Raw genomic sequence first — 18,194 nt, 5'->3', positions numbered from 1 at the left:
ATGGTCACGTTCTCTCGTCGCGGCTGATGCGGGCCGCAGCTTGATCGGCGATGGCAGCGAGTGCGGCTTCCTCGAGTGGAAAATCCGCAGCAAGCCAGGCGTCCTCGGCGAGTGTCAACACATGTCCGAGCGCAGGCCCTTCCGCCATCCCGCGCGCGATGAAGTCGGCGGCGCGAAGCGGAAATTTCGGCGCCGTCCAGCACTGCGGCAGCTCTGCGAGTGCGCGCCAGTGCGACGAATGCACGTCATTCGTCGTCCGCGCCCAGCCGAGCAACACGCGATCGTGATAGCGCTCCGCGCCAAGCCGGTAGAGCAGCCGCCGCGCATGGGCCTCGTCCTTGGCGGCGAAGCGCCACCAGCGGTGCCCCATCGAATCCAGCGCTTTGGCTTCGACATTGGACAGCCGCAGGCGCGTGGTGAGACGCTTGGCATCTTCGGTCACGGCGACCGCCAGGGCTGCGAGGCGCCGCGTGCTGCTTGCCGGGAGGCCGAGCTCGCGTTCGATCGCGATCATCGTCGCCAAGGGTCCGATATAGCCAACGCCGCCGATCAGCGCCTGCAGCAATCCGCCATCGGCCATAGCCGACGCAGCCGCGGATGCACCGCCGGCCACCAGCAGCTTCAGCATCTCCATGCGCACCCGTTCGGCCGACAGGCTCGCCAGGCCCGCGCGTCCCCGGATGCAGGCGAGCGAGCCGTCGCGATCGGGATCCCCGGCACCGAAGGCGGCGTGGATGCGGTAGAAGCGCAGGATGCGCAAGTAATCCTCGGCGATGCGCTGGTCGGGATCGCCGATGAAGCGCACGCGCCGCACTTTGGCGTCCGCGATGCCGCCGACATAGTCGTAGACGACACCTGCCGCATCGACCGACAAGCCGTTCATGGTGAAATCGCGGCGCTCGGCGTCCTTCACCCAGTCGCGGCCGAACGCGACCTTGGCCTTGCGGCCGAAGGTCTCGGTGTCCTCGCGCAGCGTCGTGACTTCGTAAGGCGCTCCGTCGATGACGAGCGTGATGGTGCCGTGGGCGATGCCGGTCGGCACGCTCTTGATGCCGGCAGCCTTGGCGCGCCGCACCACCTCCTCCGGCAGCGCCGTGGTCGCGATGTCGATGTCGCCGGGCACGAGACCGAGCAGCGCGTTGCGCACGGCGCCGCCGACCACCCGCGCCTCCTCGCCATTGGCGTTGAGCAGCTCGAGGACCCGCGCGGTGCCGCCTGAGTTCAGCCAGGGCGCATCGGCAAGGACCGGCTCGAGGATCGGCTCTGCGCTCATCATCCGGCCCTTATTTCTCCGTGCCCGGCACGAGCTTGCCGTTCACGACATGGGCGGGAACATAGGTCGAATTCGGCGCAGCGCCGGAGAAATGCGCGAACCCGATCAGCCCCGCGATGACAAGCACGAGCGCCGCCAGCGCAAGGCGCGCGACGATGGTGATCGGCCAGGATGTTTGCACGAACAGGCCGGACCGGGTGGCGGCCAGGAACAGTGCATAGACGGCAAAGGGAACGAGGAAAATTCCGATCTCGGTCAGGACCGGCCGGATCATGACGAATAGATCCGCTCATACAGCACACGCAGCATTCCGGCCGTCGCACCCCAGATGTAGCGCTCCGCGAACGGCATCGCGTAATAGAAGCGCTCCATGCCGCGGAATTCCTTGCTGTGCATCTGGTGGTTCGCCGGATCCATCAGGAAGGATAGCGGCACCTCGAAGGCATCATCAACCTCGGAATGGTTGATGGTAAGCTCGAAGCCGGGCCGCACTTTGGCGACCGTCGGCAAGATGCGGAAGCCGAACGCGGTGCCGTAGAGATCGAGATAGCCGATCGGCTCGACGAAGTCTCGCGACAGCCCGACCTCCTCCTCGGCCTCGCGCAGCGCCGCATCGAGCGGGGATGAATCGGTCGCATCGATCTTGCCGCCGGGAAAGGCGATCTGGCCGGCATGGTCGTTGAGATGCGCCGCGCGCTGCGTCAGCAGGATGGTCGGCTCGGGACGGTCGACCACGGCGATCAGCACAGCCGCCGGGCGCACCGGCTGCTCGCGCGCGACGATCTCCAGCATCTTGTCGGTGCCGGGATCGCCCGAGGCAGGGACGATATTCGGATCAAACAGAGCGGGCGGCACGTCGAAGTGAAGCCTCGACTTCGAGCGGGCGAAGAAATCCGCAGCTCCGATCGCTGTGGGCTCGCTCCTCAGGATAGGCTTGTTCAAAGCGCGGCCCTCACCTGCTCCGCATCGGCCATGGCGAAGAATTCACCTGATGATTCGACGCCGAACATCGGCTGGCCATCGACCATCCGCTCCTCGCCCATGTCAACAAGATCGTAATAGAGCGCGCGGGTGACCTTGGCCCAAAGATCGGCACGGACATGCAAGTATGGCGTCAGCCCGCCGTCCTTGGCCTGCTCGAAACGCAGCCGGTGCGCGGCGTCGCATGTCACCCAGTCGTCGACATTGGTGCGGAAGCTCAGCACGCTATGGTTGTCCTCGCCGTCCTTCTGCATCTCGACCGCCATGAACGGCGCGTCGTCGACGCGGATGCCGACCTTCTCCACCGGCGTGACGAGGAAATGCTTGTCGCCCTCGCGCTTCAGAACTGTCGAGAATAAGCGAACCAGTGCGGGGCGTCCGATTGGCGTACCCATGTAGAACCAAGTACCATCCGATGCGATTCGGATGTCGAGATCGCCGCAAAACGGCGGATTCCACAGATGCACCGGAGGCAGGCCTTTTTTGGCGCCTTCGGTATTGGCAGCACTTTTGGCGGCGGCAGTCAGCCCCTCAAGACCGCGTTCGGCGCTCTGCCCTTGGTTCGCCATGGTTTGCCCTGACTTTGTCATTTGGCACGATTGGTGCAAGTCTGATTTGTACGTTGACGTTGTAAATCGGTGTGCGGTTCCACCCCCGGATTAGTCCGGTGTGGAGTTCGCCACTTCGTGATGCCCTACATACCCTTTAGCCGATAAGGTGGGGATAGGTTAATTCAACGAATACATGGCCTTCCTGCAAGTCTAGCATGGGACCCATGTGATTGACTTGTGATGATCTGACGACGCAAGCGAGCCGCGTGGCGGACTCTTAAGGAGCTGACGGATGGCGGAGAGTGTCGAGAAACTCGAGGACGGCATCGTCCGTTCGGCCGAGCAGGTGTCAGCCCAAATTCGCGCGGCGAAAGAGGCGATCGCCTCCGTCATCTTCGGCCAGGACCGCGTGATCGAGAACACGCTCGTCACCATCCTCTCCGGCGGACACGCGCTGCTGATCGGCGTGCCGGGTCTGGCCAAGACCAAGCTGGTCGAGACGCTCGGCGTGACGCTCGGTCTCGATGCCAAGCGCATCCAGTTCACGCCCGATTTGATGCCGTCGGACATTCTCGGCGCCGAAGTGCTCGACGAGAGCACCGCGGGCAAGCGCGCCTTCCGCTTCATCTCGGGCCCGGTGTTTGCGCAGCTGCTGATGGCCGACGAGATCAACCGCGCCAGCCCGCGCACGCAGTCGGCACTGCTGCAAGCGATGCAGGAGCAGCACATCACGGTGGCCGGCGCGCGTCACGATCTGCCAAAGCCGTTCCACGTGCTCGCCACGCAAAATCCGCTGGAGCAGGAAGGCACCTATCCGCTGCCCGAAGCCCAGCTCGATCGCTTCCTGATGGAGATCGACGTCGATTATCCCGATCGCGACGCCGAGCGCCGCATCCTGTTCGAGACCACCGGTGCCGACGAGACGCTGGCGCGGGGCGCGATGACCGCGGATGCGTTGATCACCGCGCAGCGGCTGGTCCGCCGCCTACCGGTCGGCGATTCCGTGGTTGAGGCGATCCTGTCGCTGGTGCGCTCGGCCCGTCCGGGTCCCGACAGCGGCGAGACCGGCAAGTTCATCGCCTGGGGCCCCGGCCCGCGCGCCAGCCAATCCTTGATGCTCGCCGTGCGCGCCCGCGCGCTGATCGACGGACGCCTCGCGCCCTCGATCGACGACGTGCTCGACCTCGCCGAGCCGATCTTGAAGCACCGCATGGCGCTGACGTTCCAGGCGCGCGCCGAAGGCCGCACCATTCCGGACGTGATCAAGCAGCTCAAAACACGGATCGGTTGATGGCAGCAGAGACCGGGCACACAGCGAAGGAGATCATCGCGATCCGACGTGCCGATGGCGAAAGCCGTACGCTCGCCGCTTCGCTGCCGCGCCTGGTGCTCGAGGCCCGCCGCATCGCCGCCAACGTCATCCACGGTTTGCATGGAAGGCGCCGCGCCGGCTCCGGCGAAAATTTCTGGCAATATCGCCGCTTCGTCTCGGGCGAGCCGGCGCAGAACGTCGACTGGCGCCGCTCGGCGCGCGACGACCATCTCTATGTCCGCGAGCTTGAATGGGAAGCCTCGCACACGGTCTGGATCTGGCCCGACCGCTCGCCCTCGATGGCGTTCGCCTCGAAGACCGCGCGCGAATCCAAATTGGAGCGCACGCTGATCGTCGCCTTTGCGCTGGCCGAGCTGCTGGTCTCGGGCGGCGAGCGCGTCGGCATTCCCGGTCTGATGGCGCCGACCGCGAGCCGCAGCGTCATCGACAAGATGGCGCAGGCGATGCTGCATGACGATGCCGAACGGCTCAGCCTGCCGCCGTCCTTCGTTCCGTCCGCGCTTGCCGAGATCATCGTGCTGTCGGATTTCTGGTCGCCGATCACGGAGATCAAAACCACACTCGCAGGCCTCTCCGGCTCCGGCGCGCATGGCACGATGGTGCAGGTGGTCGATCCCGCCGAAGAATCTTTCCCCTATTCCGGCCGCGTCGAGTTCGTCGAGCCGGAAGGTTTTGGCGTGATCACCGCCGGCCGCGCCGAGAGCTGGGCGCAGGATTACACCGCGCGGCTGGCACTGCACCGCGACCAGATCCGCGCCGAGACCTCAAAGCTCGACTGGCTGTTCACGACGCATGCGACCGATCGCTCCGCCGCCGAGATGCTGCTGTTCCTGCACGCCGGCATGCAGGTGAGCAAGTCGGGCTCGCGCACCACGACCATCAAGGCGGGGCCGGCCGCATGATGGGATTGCCACTCGCCTTCACCGAACCGCTGCTCCTGATCGGCCTCATCAGCCTGCCGGTGCTGTGGTGGCTGCTGCGCGTGATGCCGCCGCGGCCGCGCCGCATCGAGTTTCCGCCGACGCGCCTGCTGTTCGACATCGCGCCACGCGAAGAGACCCCATCGCGGACGCCGTGGTGGCTGACCGCGCTACGGCTCCTGGCTGCGGCCCTCGTCATTTTCGCCGCCGCCGGCCCGATCTGGAATCCGCAGGTCGGTGCCGCCGGCAGCAAGGCGCCGCTGATGATCATGCTCGACGACGGCTGGAGCGCCGCATCGAACTGGGACGTCAGGATCAGGGCCGCTGACGAGTTGATCGCCAATGCCGACAACGACCGCCGCGCCATTGCGCTGGTGCCGCTGTCCGAGCCGAACCGCGACATCACGTTGATGCCGGCGGGCGCGGCGCGCGTCGCGCTGCGGCAGATCACGCCAAAACCCTATTCGATCGATCGCGTCGACACCCTCGCCACCGTCGATCGCTTCCTCAAGGCCAATGGCGACTGCGAGATCGCTTGGCTGTCTGATGGTGTCGATACTGGCCGCGGCGAGGAGTTCGTGCAGGCCCTCGGCAAGACCTTGGGGGATCGCAGCCTGACCATCTTCGAAGGCGGCACCTCCTCGCCGCTGGCGCTGGTCGCGGCCGAGAACGCCTCCGCCAAGATGACGGTGAAGGTGCTGCGCACCGACAGCGGCATCGCCATCGGCACCGTGCGCGCGCTCGACCAGAAGGCCTCGCCGATCGGCGAGGCGCGCTTCTCGTTCGGCCCGCAGGACAAGGAAACCGACGCAGCGTTCGACCTGCCGGTCGAGCTGCGCAACGACATCTCGCGGCTCGAAATATCGGGCGAGCGCTCCGCCGGCGCTGTGCAGCTGCTCGACAAGCGCTGGCGCCGCCGCGCCATCGGCATCGTCTCGGGCGCGACCAGCGAGACCGCGCAGCCGCTGCTGGCGCCGACCTTCTATCTCACCCGCGCGCTGGCGCCGTTCGCCGACGTGCGTCTCGCCGACAAGGGCTCGCCGCAGCAGGGCATCACGCAATTTCTCGACCAGAAGCTGCCGATGATCATCCTCGCCGATGTCGGCACCATCGCGCCTGAAATCCGCGAGCGCCTCAATGCCTGGGTCGATCAGGGCGGCGTGCTGGTGCGGTTCGCAGGGCCCCGCCTGGCGCAGGCCGACGACGATCTGGTGCCGGTCAAGCTGCGCAAGGGCGGCCGCACGCTCGGCGGCAGCCTGACCTGGGAGAAGCCGCAGCACCTCGCCTCTTTCGCCGCCGACGGTCCGTTTGCCGGAATCGTGGTCCCCAAGGACGTCACCGTGAACCGTCAGGTTCTCGCCGAGCCCGACGCGGTGCTCGCCACCAAGAGCTGGGCTTCGCTGGAAGACGGTACGCCGCTGGTGACCGGTGAACATCGCGGCAAGGGTGTCGTCAGCCTGTTCCATGTCAGCGCCGATATGCGCTGGTCGGATTTGCCGATGTCCGGCATCTTCGTCGAAATGCTGCGGCGGGTGGTCGACATGTCCGGCTACACCGCCAAGCCCGGCGCTGGCGTCGCCAGCGAGGCGACCACTGAAACGGTGGCGCCGCTGCACATCCTCGACGGCTTTGGCGCGTTCGGCCCGCCGCCGGCGACCGCCAAGCCGCTGCCCGCGGATTACCGCGACCGCGCCACGCCTGATCACCCGCCCGGCTTCTATGGTCCGGCAGAAGGACCGCTCGCCGTGAACACGCTTGCTAGCGCCGACCGCATCGCAGCCCTGAATACATCGAGCCTGCGCGCCCGGCACGCCACCTACACCAATGCCGAGCCCCGCGATCTGCGCGGCTGGCTGCTGTCGACCGCGCTGGCGCTGTTCCTGGTCGACGCGATCATCGTCGCGGTGCTCGGCGGCGGCCTCGCCGCGCTGCTGCGCCGCCGCGCCGCGACCGCAATGATTGTCTTCGGGCTCGCGCTCGCAGGCCTCGTGTCGCTCTCGCCCACGCCGTCCTACGCGGACAGCGCGTCCGACGAGTTCGCAATGAAGGCGGTGTCGCAGACCCGCCTCGCCTATGTCGTCACCGGCAATGCCGACGTCGATTCCATCGTCAAGGCCGGCCTGACCGGACTGACGCTGTTCCTGGCGCAGCGCACCGCGCTCGAGGCCGGCGATCCCGTCGGCATCGATCCCGCGCGCGACGAGCTCGCCTTCTTCCCGCTGATCTACTGGCCGATCGTGCCCGGCGCGCCCAAGCCGCCAAAGGACACCATCGACAAGATCGCCGCCTATATGAAGCAGGGCGGCACGGTGCTGTTCGACACCCGCGACGCGGTCGAAGCGCCGCCCGGCGACAACGGCGCATCGCAGACGCCGGCCATGCGGACCTTGCGCGAGATCCTGTCCTCGCTCGACGTGCCCGAGCTCGAGCCGGTGCCGCGCGAGCACGTGCTGACCAAGACCTTCTATCTGCTGCGCGACTTCCCCGGCCGCTTCAACACCGGCCAGACCTGGGTCGAGAGCCTGCCGCGCGAGGACGACGAGGACGGCGCGCAGCGGCCGGCGCGCGGCGGCGACGGCGTGTCGCCGATCATCATCACCTCGAACGATCTTGCCGGCGCCTGGGCCGTGCGCCCCGACGGCCAGTACATGCTGCCGGTGACCAGCGGCGACACCCGCCAGCGCGAATTCGCCTACCGTGCCGGCGCCAACATCGTCATGTACACGCTGACCGGCAACTACAAGGCCGACCAGGTGCACGCACCGGCCTTGATCGAACGGCTCGGGCAATAGGATCAACATGAATTACGGCATCGCGTTCACGCCGCTTGTTCCCGCGATCGTGCTGTGGATCGCGCTCGCCGCGATCGTCGTCATCGCGATCGTGCTGCTGCTGGCGCGTGCGCGCGGAGCGGCGGTGCGCGTGGCGGCGCTGGTGCTGTTCCTGCTGGCGCTCGCCAATCCCTCCTTCACCCGCGAGGACCGCGATCCCCTCACCTCGGTCGCAGCCATCGTCGTCGACAAGAGCCCGAGCCAGAATTTCGGCAACCGTAACCGCGAGGCCGCGCAGGCGCAGGAAGCGCTGGTCGACGGCCTGAAGAAGATCAAGGGGCTCGAGGTCCGCGTCGTCGACGCCGCACAGGCCGACGGCGAGACCGACGGCACCAAATTGTTCGGCGCGCTCGCCTCGGCCTTGGCGGACGTGCCGGTCGACCGCGTCGCCGGCGCGTTCCTGATCACCGACGGCCGCGTCCACGACATTCCCGCCAACGCCGCCGGGCTCGGCTTCCAGGCGCCGGTGCATGCGCTGATCACCGGGCAGAAGGACGAGCGCGACCGCCGCATCGCGATCACGGCGGCGCCGCGCTTCGGCATCGTCGGGCAGAGCCAGACCATCACCTTCCGCCTCGACGACCAGGGCGTCACCGGTGAGCGCGCCAAGGTCACGGTCCGCCGCGACGGCGAGCCGATCAACGAGCGCACGCTATCGAGCGGCCAGACCGCCAGCGTCGACGTCGACATCAAGCATGCCGGCCCGAACATCGTCGAGATCGAGGCCTCCCCGCTCGAGCGGGAACTGACGCCGGTCAACAACCGCGCCGTCGTCGCCATCGACGGCGTACGCGACAAGCTGCGCGTGCTGCTGGTCTCGGGCGAGCCGCATTCGGGCGAGCGCACCTGGCGCAATTTGCTCAAGTCCGACGCCAGCGTCGATCTCGTGCACTTCACCATTCTGCGTCCGCCGGAGAAGCAGGACGGCACGCCGATCAACGAATTGTCGCTGATCGCGTTTCCGACCCGCGAGCTGTTCCAGCAGAAGATCAACGAATTCCAGCTGATCATCTTCGACCGCTATGCCCGCCAGGGCGTGCTGCCGATCGCCTATTTCGACAACATCGCGCGCTATGTGCGCTCCGGCGGCGCGGTACTGGTCTCGGCCGGTCCCGACTACGCCTCCAACACCAGCATCTGGCGCACGCCGCTGGATTCGGTGCTGCCGGCCGAACCCGTCGGCGTGAGCGAAAAACCGTTCTATGCGCATCTGTCCGACGTCGGCAAACGTCACCCCGTCACGCGCGGGCTGGAAGGCTCGGCATTCGAGCCGCCGCACTGGAGCCGTTTCTTCCGCACCGTCGACACCCGCAATTCCGTCAACCCGCCTGTGATGACAGGCCTCGACGGCAAGCCGCTGCTGTTTCTCTCTCGCTTCGGCGAAGGGCGCGTCGCGCTTTTGCTGTCCGACCACATCTGGCTGTGGGCGCGCGGCTATGAAGGCGGCGGCCCGCACCTCGATTTGCTCAGGCGGATGTCGCACTGGCTGATGAAGCAGCCTGATCTGGACGAAGAAGCGCTGCGCCTTCAGTTGCAGGGCAAGGATCTCGTGGTGGTGCGCCAGACCATGGCGGACAGCGTGCAGCCGGTGAGCGTGACCTCGCCGTCGGGCGTGTCGCACGATCTGACGCTGAGCGCAGGCGATCCCGGCGAGTGGCGCGCCAGCCTGCCGGCCAGCGAACTCGGCCTGTGGGCTGCCACCGACGGCACGCTGAAAGCGCTGATCAATGTAGGCCCGACCAATCCGAAGGAGTTTTCGGAAGTCACCTCCGCCACCGACACATTGAAGCCGCTGACGCAGGCGACCGGCGGCAACGCCGTGCGCGTGGTCGACGGCACAAACGTCGAGCTGCCGCGCATCGTGCCGGTGCGCTCGGCAAGCACCTTCGCCGGCGACGGCTGGATGGGCGTGCGGATGCGCGACGCCAGCGTCGTGAAGGGCGTCGGCGTGCTGCCGATCTTCGCCGGCCTGATCGGGCTGTTGCTGCTGCTCGGCGCGTTTGCGGCGACCTGGATGCGCGAAGGGCGCTAGTTGCCCGAACGACACATCGCGCGGCCACCCGCGCGATGTTGTCTGGATGCCGTTGACATCCGCAGACCGATCGCGCGATGTTACATTATAACATCGCGAGAGGCCGAGGGGATCGGCCCGCGCGATGCGGGGTGGCGTTTTCCAGATGAAGTGGTTCCGGTCGAATATCAGGCACGGCGCCCGGCTCGCGATGTTCGCGATGCTGGTGCAGTTGGCGCTGACGTTTGGCCACAGCCACTGGTTCGCGCAGGCGACGTCTCTCGCCCAAGCCTCAATCCAGCAGTCGGCTTCGGTCGAGAAGCAATCGCCAGGGGGTCCCGACCGCGAGCAGCCGGGCGACGACAATTGCGCGATCTGCGCGGTGGTCGCGATGGCCGGCACCGTCGTATCAGCGGCGCCGCCATTGCTGCTGCTGCCGCAGGCGATCGAGCTGCTCTACCTCACCACCGATGCCGAGTTCATCCATCTGAAATCGGCAGGCTGGGCGTTCCAGCCGCGCGCCCCTCCCGCGTCCTGACTTCCAACCTCGCTTGATCACGCCCGGGCTCGCCGCATGCCGACGAGTGCCCGGGAGCAGTTGAAGTCGAATTCCGTCGCGCTGCGACGGCAGGCCGCCTCCGATCACCAAAGAAATCTTTCGGACGGCGCCTGATTGGAATCAGGACCATGTCATTTGAAATGCGACGCGTGCAGCGTCTCGCCGGAGCAAGCCTGCTGCTGCTCGGCGCCTCCGCCACATCCGCGCTGGCCCAAACGGCTGCACAAGAGCCTGCGCAAGCTCCAGCGCAGGACAAATCCTCGAGCGAGATCCCGTCCGTCACCGTGACGGCGCCGAGCCCGATCGTGCGCAGAGCAATAGTGCCGACCCGTAGCCAGGTCCGCACCACGCGAACCGCACGCGTGCGCAGCCAGCAAGCCACGGCGGAAGCAGCGCCGGCAGCGGCTGCCGCCACAGCCGCGCCCCAGCGGGGCGTGCTGCCTGTCGTCACCAACCAGTTCGCCACCGTCACGGTGGTGCCGAACGAGGAGATCCGCCGCGAGGGCGGCGGTCAGCTCGGCGATCTCCTGTTCTCCAAGCCCGGCATTACCGGCTCGAGCTTTGCGCCCGGCGCTTCCAGCCGGCCGATCATCCGCGGGCTCGACGTCAACCGCGTCGGCATCGTCGAGAACGGCACCAATGCAGGCGGCGCGTCCGATCTCGGCGAGGATCATTTCGTTCCGATCGATCCACTCGCGACCAACCAGGTCGAAGTGGTGCGCGGGCCGGCGGCTTTGCGCTACGGCTCGACCTCGATCGGCGGCGTCGTCAGCGCCACCAACAACCGGATTCCGGATGCGCTGCCGTCCTGCGCGCCGTCATTCCAGACCTATGGCATGCCGACCAAGGCGCCGCTCGCGGCGGCCGCGACATCGCCTTGCGTCACCGCCGAGACCCGCTCCGCGTTCAGCTCGGTCGATCGCGGCGTCGAAAGCGGCGTGCTGCTCGACACCGGCGGCGGCAATTTTGCGTTCCATGCCGACGTCTATGGCCGCAACACCACTGATTACGGCATCCCGAGCTATCCGTATCTTGCGGACCAGTCGCGCACCGTAGCCAACGGCCGCCAGCCGAACTCGGCGACGCGCTCGGACGGCGCCTCGATCGGCGGCTCCTACTTCTTCCAGGGCGGCTATATCGGCGCGTCGATCACAGAGAACGATGCGCTCTACCACATCCCCGGCATCGACGGCGCCGACCACAACACGCGCATCGACGGCCACCAGACCAAGATCAACGTCAAGGGCGAGTACCATCCCGACGCCGCCGCGATCGACACCGTCCGCTTCTGGGCCGGCGCGACCGACTATCGGCACAACGAGATCGGCCTTGCCGATCCCGCCGACCCCACCAGCGACGGCGTCCGGCAGACGTTCACCAACAAGGAGCAGGAGATCCGCACCGAGGTGCAGTTGATGCCGTTCAACGCGCGCTTCGCCGAGGTGACGACGGCGCTCGGTTTCCAGGTCGGCCATCAGGAGCTGAGCGCGCCAAGCCCCGACAATCCCGGCACGCTGTTCAACGGCTTATGGGATCCGAACAACAACACCCGCGTCGCCGGTTATGCGTTCAACGAGTTCAAGTTCACCGACCAGACGCGGGCGCAGATCGCCGGCCGCATCGAGCATGTCGAGCTGCACGGCACCACGCCGGACTTCCCGACGGACTTTCTGCCTGACGGCACGCCGCAGGCTGGCATTGCGCGCAATCCGTCGTTCACGCCGAAGAGCGGCAGCATCGGCCTCTTGCAGGATTTGCCGGCCGGCATGGTCGGCAGCCTCACCGCGCAATATGTCGAGCGCGCACCGAAGGCGGCCGAGCTGTTTTCCCGCGGCGGCCATGACGCAACGGCGACCTTCGACATCGGCAATCCCAACCTCACCATCGAGACCGCGAAATCGGTCGAGCTCGGCGTCCGCAAGGCGACGGGGCCATTTCGTTTCGAGGCGACCGTCTATTACACGCATTTCGATAATTTCATCTATCGCCGCCTCACCGGCGTGATGTGCGATGGCGACTTTGCGTCGTGCGGCACGCCGGGCGCCGAGTTGAACCAGGCGGTCTACTCGCAACGCAATGCCAACTTCCGCGGCGGCGAATTCCAGTCGCAGCTCGATGTCGGCGCGTTCCAGGGCGGCATCTGGGGCATCGAGAACCAGCTCGACGTGGTCCGCGCCACCTTCACCGACGGCACCAACGTGCCGCGCATTCCACCTGTCAGATTGGGCGGCGGCGTATTCTGGCGCGACGACAACTGGCTGATGCGGGTCAATTTGTTGCACGCCTTCGCCCAGAACAATGTCGCGGTGATCGCGGAGACGCCGACGGCGGGCTACAATCTGTTGAAGGCCGAGGTGAGCTACAATACCAAGCTCGATCCGCGTCTGTTCGGTGCGCGTGAGATGACGGCCGGCATCGTCGGCAACAATCTCCTCAACGAAAACATCCGCAACTCGGTGTCCTACACCAAGGACGAGGTGTTGATGCCGGGTATTGGCGTGCGGGCGTTCGCGAACTTCAAGTTCTAGGCTTGCTCCGGTCGGGGCCTATGGGCCCCGACACGGCGCTTGCTGTCAGACCTGGCTCCGAGCGGCGCTGCATCGCCAAAATTCAAGAGCCCGTCTTGATCGGCGGATCAGGAGGCGCCGGAGGAGGTGCGGTCGCAGACGGCGTAGTCAGACCGCCTTTCCACCAGAAAGATACCAGGGCCACGACGCCATAGACCGAGAACAGGCCTGTCGCCACAACAAACGCGATAATCTGCCAACCGGCTGCCGGCCTTGCCGCGTCGACGCCAAGCACTACCGGTCCGCTGACGGGCGCCAGCGATCCGATCAGCTTCATGATCGCGTAAATCCCGAAGACGATCGAAACGATGTATGTGAACAGCACCAATACGGCCAGAATCAGCTCGGCACCGTTGTGCGATTTCTTCACATCCTTGATGAGGACGACGGTGAGGCCGATCAACGCGGATGAGAGCGTCAGCAGTTGTACGCTGAGGTCCTTCGCCAGGCCGACCGCCAGCTTAGTTGCTTCCAGGACAGTCGGGTCCATGAACGCCGCTCAACAGAATGGGTAAAGGGGACAATGCTCCTTCAGGGATTCCTCGACCACCTGCCGTGTCACGATGATCTGGCCGCCCTTCGTCTTTGCAGTCTGTAGAACCGTCAACAAAAGGACCGACAGATTTCCCTGCCCGGTAAACAGGTCCGGGAAACGCGACATCGGGAGGTCCTTCAATGCGACGTTCGGCACCTCGATTTTTCCGAACGCTTCCGCAACCGCCCCCCTGAGCATCTGCTCAGCGCCCTCTTCGACTGTTGTGGCGATGCTCAGCGTTCGCGAGATCAACCCCTGGACGTTGAGAACCCGTGGGACGGTCTGTTCACCGGTGGGACGTTGCTGGGCGCTCGACAAGCGTCCCGTCAACAGCAGCGCTGCCGCTGCCAGAAATGCACGACGGAGCATGGGCTATAATCCCAAGTTGCAAGACTATGGGCCACACGCTGACACAGAATCTGTCGCAGGAACAGCTACCGGAGATATTATTTGCAAGCGATCCTGCACGAGAGGATGGCGAGGCAGGTTTCCCGGATTGCGCTACGCTCCATCCTGGCTACGAGCTTATCGGCCCTGCCCCTCTGCCGCCAACCCGGCATCCAGGGCGCCTGCTCGCATCGAGATGAGAAAGCGTCCGATCAGCGCGCCCGCGGCCTCACGTGGCCACGCCAGGCTGAATTCGACCTGCGCATTCGCCTCGTCAACGATCTTGAAGGCCACGCCGGGAAAGCTGACTTCCGCCTGGCTCTGCTGCGCCAGCGTGACGCCAAAGCCTGCGGCGACGAGGCTGAAGACCGTCTGCTTGCCCGATGGCTGGGCCTGGAACGGCACACCGATCCCGATCATCGAGGCGTAGAACTCGCGCATGGCGTGGCTCTGCGGCCATTCCTGCACGTAGATCGTCTCGCTGCGCAGATCGGACCATCGCAGGATGTCACGGCCCGCGAGCGCATGATCCTGCGGCACGGCCGCCACCATCCGCTCGCGATAGAGCGGCTCCATCACGATCCGCGGCCATGGCGCGAAACTCGGCACCAGCGCCACGTCGATCCGGCGCGCGTTGAGCTCGGCATAGATGTCGTGATCGGACAGCTCGTGGATGATGAGCCGCACGCCCGGATGATCCGCCCGCCAGCGCGCCAGCATGCTGCGCAGCGGCTCGCCGAGCGGCGGAGAACGCACGCCCAGCCTGAGCTCGCCGGTCGTTCCACGCGCGGCTCCCTCGGCAGCCTGCGTCACCGCCTCCAGGCTTGCGAGCATGCGCCTGGTCTCGGCGAGGACCGATGCGGCCCCCGGCGTCAGCATGACGCCGCGCCGGCTGCGTTCGAACAGCGTCAGCCCGAGATCGTCCTCCAGCGTGTTGACGCTTCGCGTCAGGGTCGACGGCGTGACGCCCAGCCGCTCCGCAGCGGCGTTGAAGCTGCCGTGATCCGCCACGGCAACGAAATATTTCAGTGCGACGAGTTGCATGGACGGATCATGGACAAGCGCCCCGGCCGAGGCAAGACGGCCTCAACGCAACGACTGCGACGCCACCATTACCCGCCAATGGACGCAGCCGCGTTTGCGATGAATTCGGCCACGGCCTCGGGCTGGGACAGCATCGGCACGTGCGAGCTCTGAAGCACGAGCGTCTCCGCGCCCATCCGACTGGCCGAGTCGCGCTCGACATCAGGCGGAATGGTCTCATCGCGGGCTGCAACGATGTACCACGACTTCTTCGAGCGCCAGGCCGCCGTCGAGATCTTGTCGCCGAAGCACCTGACCGCCAGCGGGCCTTGCGTTGCGTAGACGATGTCGGCTTCGTCGGTCGGAATGTCCTGCACGAAGTGCTTGCGGACGCCTTCCTGCGTCAGGGCCACATAGCCTTCGCCGTAAGGCTTGATCTCGGTCAGACCCGGCGCCGGCTTGTAGGGCTTCCACCAGGCGTCGAAGGACTGGCCGCTGTCCGGCGCGCCCGCGGCGACATAGACGAGACCTTTGACCTTGGGATGATTGCCGGCCTCGGTGATGACGGCCCCGCCCCAGGAGTGTCCGACCAGAAGAACCGGGCCTTCCTGCATGTCGATAACCCGGTGGGCGGCCACAACGTCATCGGCGAGAGAGCTGAGAGGATTCTGAACTGCGAGAGCCTTCAAGCCCCGCTTCGTCAGAAGAGGGATGACCTTGGCCCAGCAAGAGCCATCCGCAAAAGCTCCGTGCACGAGCACGACGGTTCCGATTGCCATGATACGTTTCCTCTTCCATTGGGATGAGCCGGGCTCAGCGTCCCTCGCGAAGCCACACGGCCGCGCACATCGTCGGGCTTTAGCGCGTCGTCGTCATCCCTGTCAGTGCAGCAACATGTGTTGCCTGCGAGACAATACCGTTTGAGCTTTGCTGGTGAAGGCTGCGCAGGCAGCGCACGAAGCATTTTCGTGCGAACGGACAAAAGGACGTCGTCGCCCGGATGCGAGGCTCAATTGGTACGCGTCAGCTGCTTCTCGAAGCGCCATTGGTCGACGGGGAAAGGCCCGTTCGAGGTCTCCGACATCATCACGAAGGTGCCGGCGTTGCGCCAGCCGCTTTTCTCGTAGAACCGCGCGGCGCGCATGTTGCCGACCGCGCATGCGAGCCACGCCAGCTCCACACCGCGCGCGGCGAGACGAGCCTCGGCGTCGGCAATCAGCGCAGCAGCTACACCCGTCCCGTGCGCCTGGGGCGACACGAACAGCTGGTTTAATTCGTCGCCCTTGAGGGCGCATAGGCCAAGCGGCGCGCCGGCCGGGCCGACGACGCAGACATCGGGAAGCTTGACCGCAAGCCGGTCGCGAAAGTTCTCGAGCGTGCGGAGACGGACCAGCTCAAGCGGCGCGAGATGCGCATGCGACCCATGCCAGGCGTCGTGCCACAGTTGCGCGAGATAATCGATCTCACCGGCATCAGCGGGACGCACCTGCATCGTCGAGACTCCGTTAGAGAGCGTCGTAGCCCTACCCCACCCGCGCCTTGCTCCAGTCCGGACCGACAGCGCCCGACACGCCCTCGAAGGCGCCGTCGACCAGCTCGAACACCAGGACGCGGGCGGCATCGACCGGGCCCGGCATGGTGACGCGGCCCTTGGGGACCTGCCTGAAGCCGACGCGGCTGTAATAGGGCTCGTCGCCGACCAGCAGGATCAGGCGGTGACCTTTTTCCCTGGCGTCCTTCAGCGCCCGCTCCATCAGGAGACGGCCGATGCCGCGGTCGCGGAACGGCGGCTCAACGGTGAGCGGCCCGAGCAGCAGCGCCTTGGTATCGCCGACCAGGATCGGCAATTGCCTGACCGAGCCGACCAGCAGCGTGCCGATGCGGGCGGTGAAGGAGACGTCGAGCAGATGGTCGACATGCTCGCGGATCCGGTAGGCGCTGAGCACGAAGCGGCCGGGGCCAAAAGTGCGTTCATGCAGCCGTTCGATCGCCTGGGCGTCGCCGGCAGCTTCGGGGAGGATGGAGAGCGAGAGATCGGTCATGTTGCCCGGCGGGATAACATCTCAAACGGCCGTGGTCTACCGGGCCGGTGGCCAATCGAGCCCCTGTGCCGGGCCGCGGGTGAAAACGGCCGCGAACAGCAGCGTCCAGAGCGACAGCATCAGAACCGGAATGACGTAATACGGCGTGAAGACCGGGTGCGTGGCGAAGAACGCCAGATTCAGCGCGAGATTGCCGGCGACCAGCAGCGTGAGTTGCCTCGCGCCGGCATGATTTGCGAAGCGCCACGACAACGCGGTCCATGCACACGCAATCACGATCAACGGGAACTGCGTATCGCCGAGATAGGCGCGCAGCACGGCCGGGTCGAAGCTCCGCGCGGCGGTATCCTGGCCGCCATAGGCCGAGACCAGCGGATTGCCGGAGTTGACCAGGTTCGCCGCGAACACCGGTAACAGGCCGACAAGGCACGCCAGACCAAACGCGAGGCCTTGTAGAATGGATTCGCGGGTGCGCCAGATCAGCAACGACAATCCGAAGAACAGGAAATAGCCGGCCGACAGAACGACGTTCGCGATCCGGAAGCTCGCGGACAGGCCGAGCAGAATGCCGACGGCCGCGATCATCAGCAGGCGGCGCCGGCTTTCATCGACGAACAGTCTTGCGGTGAACAGACCCGCCAGCGCGCAGACGACCATGGTCGGCGCCATCGAATAGCTGGCCTTGGTCGGATTGATCATGAAGTAGATCGAGAGCGCACCGAACAGTGCTGCAAGCGTCACGGACACCTTCTCCCGCGACCGCCACAGCCCGTACAGGGCAAAGCCGGCGATGATCAGATTCGCCACGACATAGAGCGGAACGACCTGGAAACCCTCAGGGAACAGCGCCAGCACGAAGCCGGTGCCCGGCGGCGGCGTCATCACCCATTTGCTGCCGTCGGCGATCTCGGTGTGGCAGGGCGCCCGGGTTGGCTCGTTCCAATTCGGAAAATCGATGCTGCGCAACTTGCCCGCGAGATAGCCGTCGGTTTCACGGGCAAGGCTGGTGTCGAGGCCGTGCCATCCGAAGCGCTGGAACAGGTGCGCCTGCCTGAGATAGCAGATGTCGTCATAGACGCCGCGGCTCTCGCTCCAGTGCGAGACGAGGCGAATATTGCTGGCCAGAATTGCCAGAAACACAATGGAAAAAAGGACCTTAATAGCTCTCATGGATATGTGCC

At 65.9% G+C, this 18,194-nt stretch carries 17 protein-coding genes; 6 read left to right on the top strand and 11 right to left on the bottom strand.

What is annotated here, in order from left to right:
- Positions 1 to 4: 4 nt before the first annotated feature.
- From BMW89_RS21665 to BMW89_RS21650, 4 genes are read right to left on the bottom strand one after another with little or no spacing between them, the layout of a single operon-like run.
- Complete coding sequence (locus BMW89_RS21665; protein ID WP_092029321.1) at positions 5 to 1,273, bottom strand: CCA tRNA nucleotidyltransferase; 1,269 nt, start codon at positions 1,271 to 1,273, stop codon at positions 5 to 7.
- A 10-nt stretch (positions 1,274 to 1,283) separates the two neighbouring features.
- On the bottom strand, positions 1,284 to 1,547 hold the full coding sequence (locus BMW89_RS21660; RefSeq protein ID WP_092029041.1) for a DUF6111 family protein: 264 nt from the start codon (positions 1,545 to 1,547) through the stop codon (positions 1,284 to 1,286).
- Entirely contained in the window at positions 1,544 to 2,215 is a 672-nt protein-coding gene (locus BMW89_RS21655; RefSeq protein ID WP_092029040.1) for a CoA pyrophosphatase, read from the bottom strand. The genes BMW89_RS21660 and BMW89_RS21655 overlap by 4 nt, the downstream gene beginning before the upstream one ends.
- On the bottom strand, positions 2,212 to 2,823 hold the full coding sequence (locus BMW89_RS21650; RefSeq protein WP_092029039.1) for a DUF1285 domain-containing protein: 612 nt from the start codon (positions 2,821 to 2,823) through the stop codon (positions 2,212 to 2,214). The genes BMW89_RS21655 and BMW89_RS21650 overlap by 4 nt, the downstream gene beginning before the upstream one ends.
- A 274-nt stretch (positions 2,824 to 3,097) precedes the next feature.
- Between BMW89_RS21650 and BMW89_RS21645 the strand changes: the two genes are divergently transcribed.
- The 6 genes from BMW89_RS21645 (at position 3,098) to BMW89_RS21620 (ending at position 12,987) form a co-directional block, all read left to right on the top strand.
- Positions 3,098 to 4,096 carry an AAA family ATPase gene (locus BMW89_RS21645; protein ID WP_092029038.1) on the top strand — a complete coding sequence of 333 codons (999 nt, stop codon included), beginning with the start codon at positions 3,098 to 3,100 and terminating at the stop codon, positions 4,094 to 4,096.
- On the top strand, positions 4,096 to 5,040 hold the full coding sequence (locus BMW89_RS21640; protein ID WP_092029037.1) for a DUF58 domain-containing protein: 945 nt from the start codon (positions 4,096 to 4,098) through the stop codon (positions 5,038 to 5,040). The genes BMW89_RS21645 and BMW89_RS21640 overlap by 1 nt, the downstream gene beginning before the upstream one ends.
- Entirely contained in the window at positions 5,037 to 7,850 is a 2,814-nt protein-coding gene (locus BMW89_RS21635; RefSeq protein WP_092029036.1) for a DUF4159 domain-containing protein, read from the top strand. Before BMW89_RS21640 ends, BMW89_RS21635 begins: the two co-directional genes overlap by 4 nt.
- Before the next feature lie 7 nt (positions 7,851 to 7,857).
- A complete protein-coding gene (locus tag BMW89_RS21630) occupies positions 7,858 to 9,921 on the top strand; it encodes a hypothetical protein (RefSeq protein ID WP_092029035.1) in 2,064 nt (687 codons plus the stop codon).
- Positions 9,922 to 10,066: 145 nt separating this feature from the next.
- On the top strand, positions 10,067 to 10,438 hold the full coding sequence (locus BMW89_RS21625) for a DUF2946 domain-containing protein (protein WP_092029034.1): 372 nt from the start codon (positions 10,067 to 10,069) through the stop codon (positions 10,436 to 10,438).
- Positions 10,439 to 10,587: 149 nt separating this feature from the next.
- Positions 10,588 to 12,987 carry a TonB-dependent receptor gene (locus BMW89_RS21620; protein ID WP_092029033.1) on the top strand — a complete coding sequence of 800 codons (2,400 nt, stop codon included), beginning with the start codon at positions 10,588 to 10,590 and terminating at the stop codon, positions 12,985 to 12,987.
- 82 nt (positions 12,988 to 13,069) lie between these two features.
- Here BMW89_RS21620 and BMW89_RS21615 read toward each other — a convergent pair whose 3' ends face one another.
- The 7 genes from BMW89_RS21615 to BMW89_RS21585 form a co-directional block, all read right to left on the bottom strand.
- Entirely contained in the window at positions 13,070 to 13,516 is a 447-nt protein-coding gene (locus BMW89_RS21615; RefSeq protein WP_092029032.1) for a hypothetical protein, read from the bottom strand.
- 9 nt (positions 13,517 to 13,525) lie between these two features.
- Positions 13,526 to 13,930 carry a hypothetical protein gene (locus BMW89_RS21610; protein ID WP_092029031.1) on the bottom strand — a complete coding sequence of 135 codons (405 nt, stop codon included), beginning with the start codon at positions 13,928 to 13,930 and terminating at the stop codon, positions 13,526 to 13,528.
- A gap of 156 nt (positions 13,931 to 14,086) precedes the next feature.
- Positions 14,087 to 14,992, bottom strand: coding sequence for a LysR family transcriptional regulator (locus BMW89_RS21605; RefSeq protein WP_092029030.1), 906 nt, complete (start codon positions 14,990 to 14,992; stop codon positions 14,087 to 14,089).
- A 68-nt stretch (positions 14,993 to 15,060) separates the two neighbouring features.
- Positions 15,061 to 15,750, bottom strand: a complete 690-nt coding sequence (locus BMW89_RS21600) for an alpha/beta fold hydrolase (protein WP_092029029.1) — start codon at positions 15,748 to 15,750, stop codon at positions 15,061 to 15,063.
- 230 nt (positions 15,751 to 15,980) lie between these two features.
- The gene (locus tag BMW89_RS21595; protein ID WP_092029028.1) at positions 15,981 to 16,463 is read right to left on the bottom strand and encodes a GNAT family N-acetyltransferase; all 483 of its coding nucleotides are present in this window, start codon (positions 16,461 to 16,463) and stop codon (positions 15,981 to 15,983) included.
- Positions 16,464 to 16,494: 31 nt separating this feature from the next.
- Positions 16,495 to 17,013, bottom strand: a complete 519-nt coding sequence (locus BMW89_RS21590; protein WP_092029027.1) for a GNAT family N-acetyltransferase — start codon at positions 17,011 to 17,013, stop codon at positions 16,495 to 16,497.
- 36 nt (positions 17,014 to 17,049) lie between these two features.
- Positions 17,050 to 18,183, bottom strand: a complete 1,134-nt coding sequence (locus BMW89_RS21585) for a hypothetical protein (protein WP_244547647.1) — start codon at positions 18,181 to 18,183, stop codon at positions 17,050 to 17,052.
- Positions 18,184 to 18,194: the final 11 nt, after the last annotated feature.

The sequence above is a fragment of the Bradyrhizobium sp. OK095 genome (assembly GCF_900109945.1).
Lineage (GTDB): Bacteria > Pseudomonadota > Alphaproteobacteria > Rhizobiales > Xanthobacteraceae > Bradyrhizobium.
Note: the sequence above shows the minus strand (reverse complement) of the source record. Positions and strands in the feature narration are given on the sequence as shown.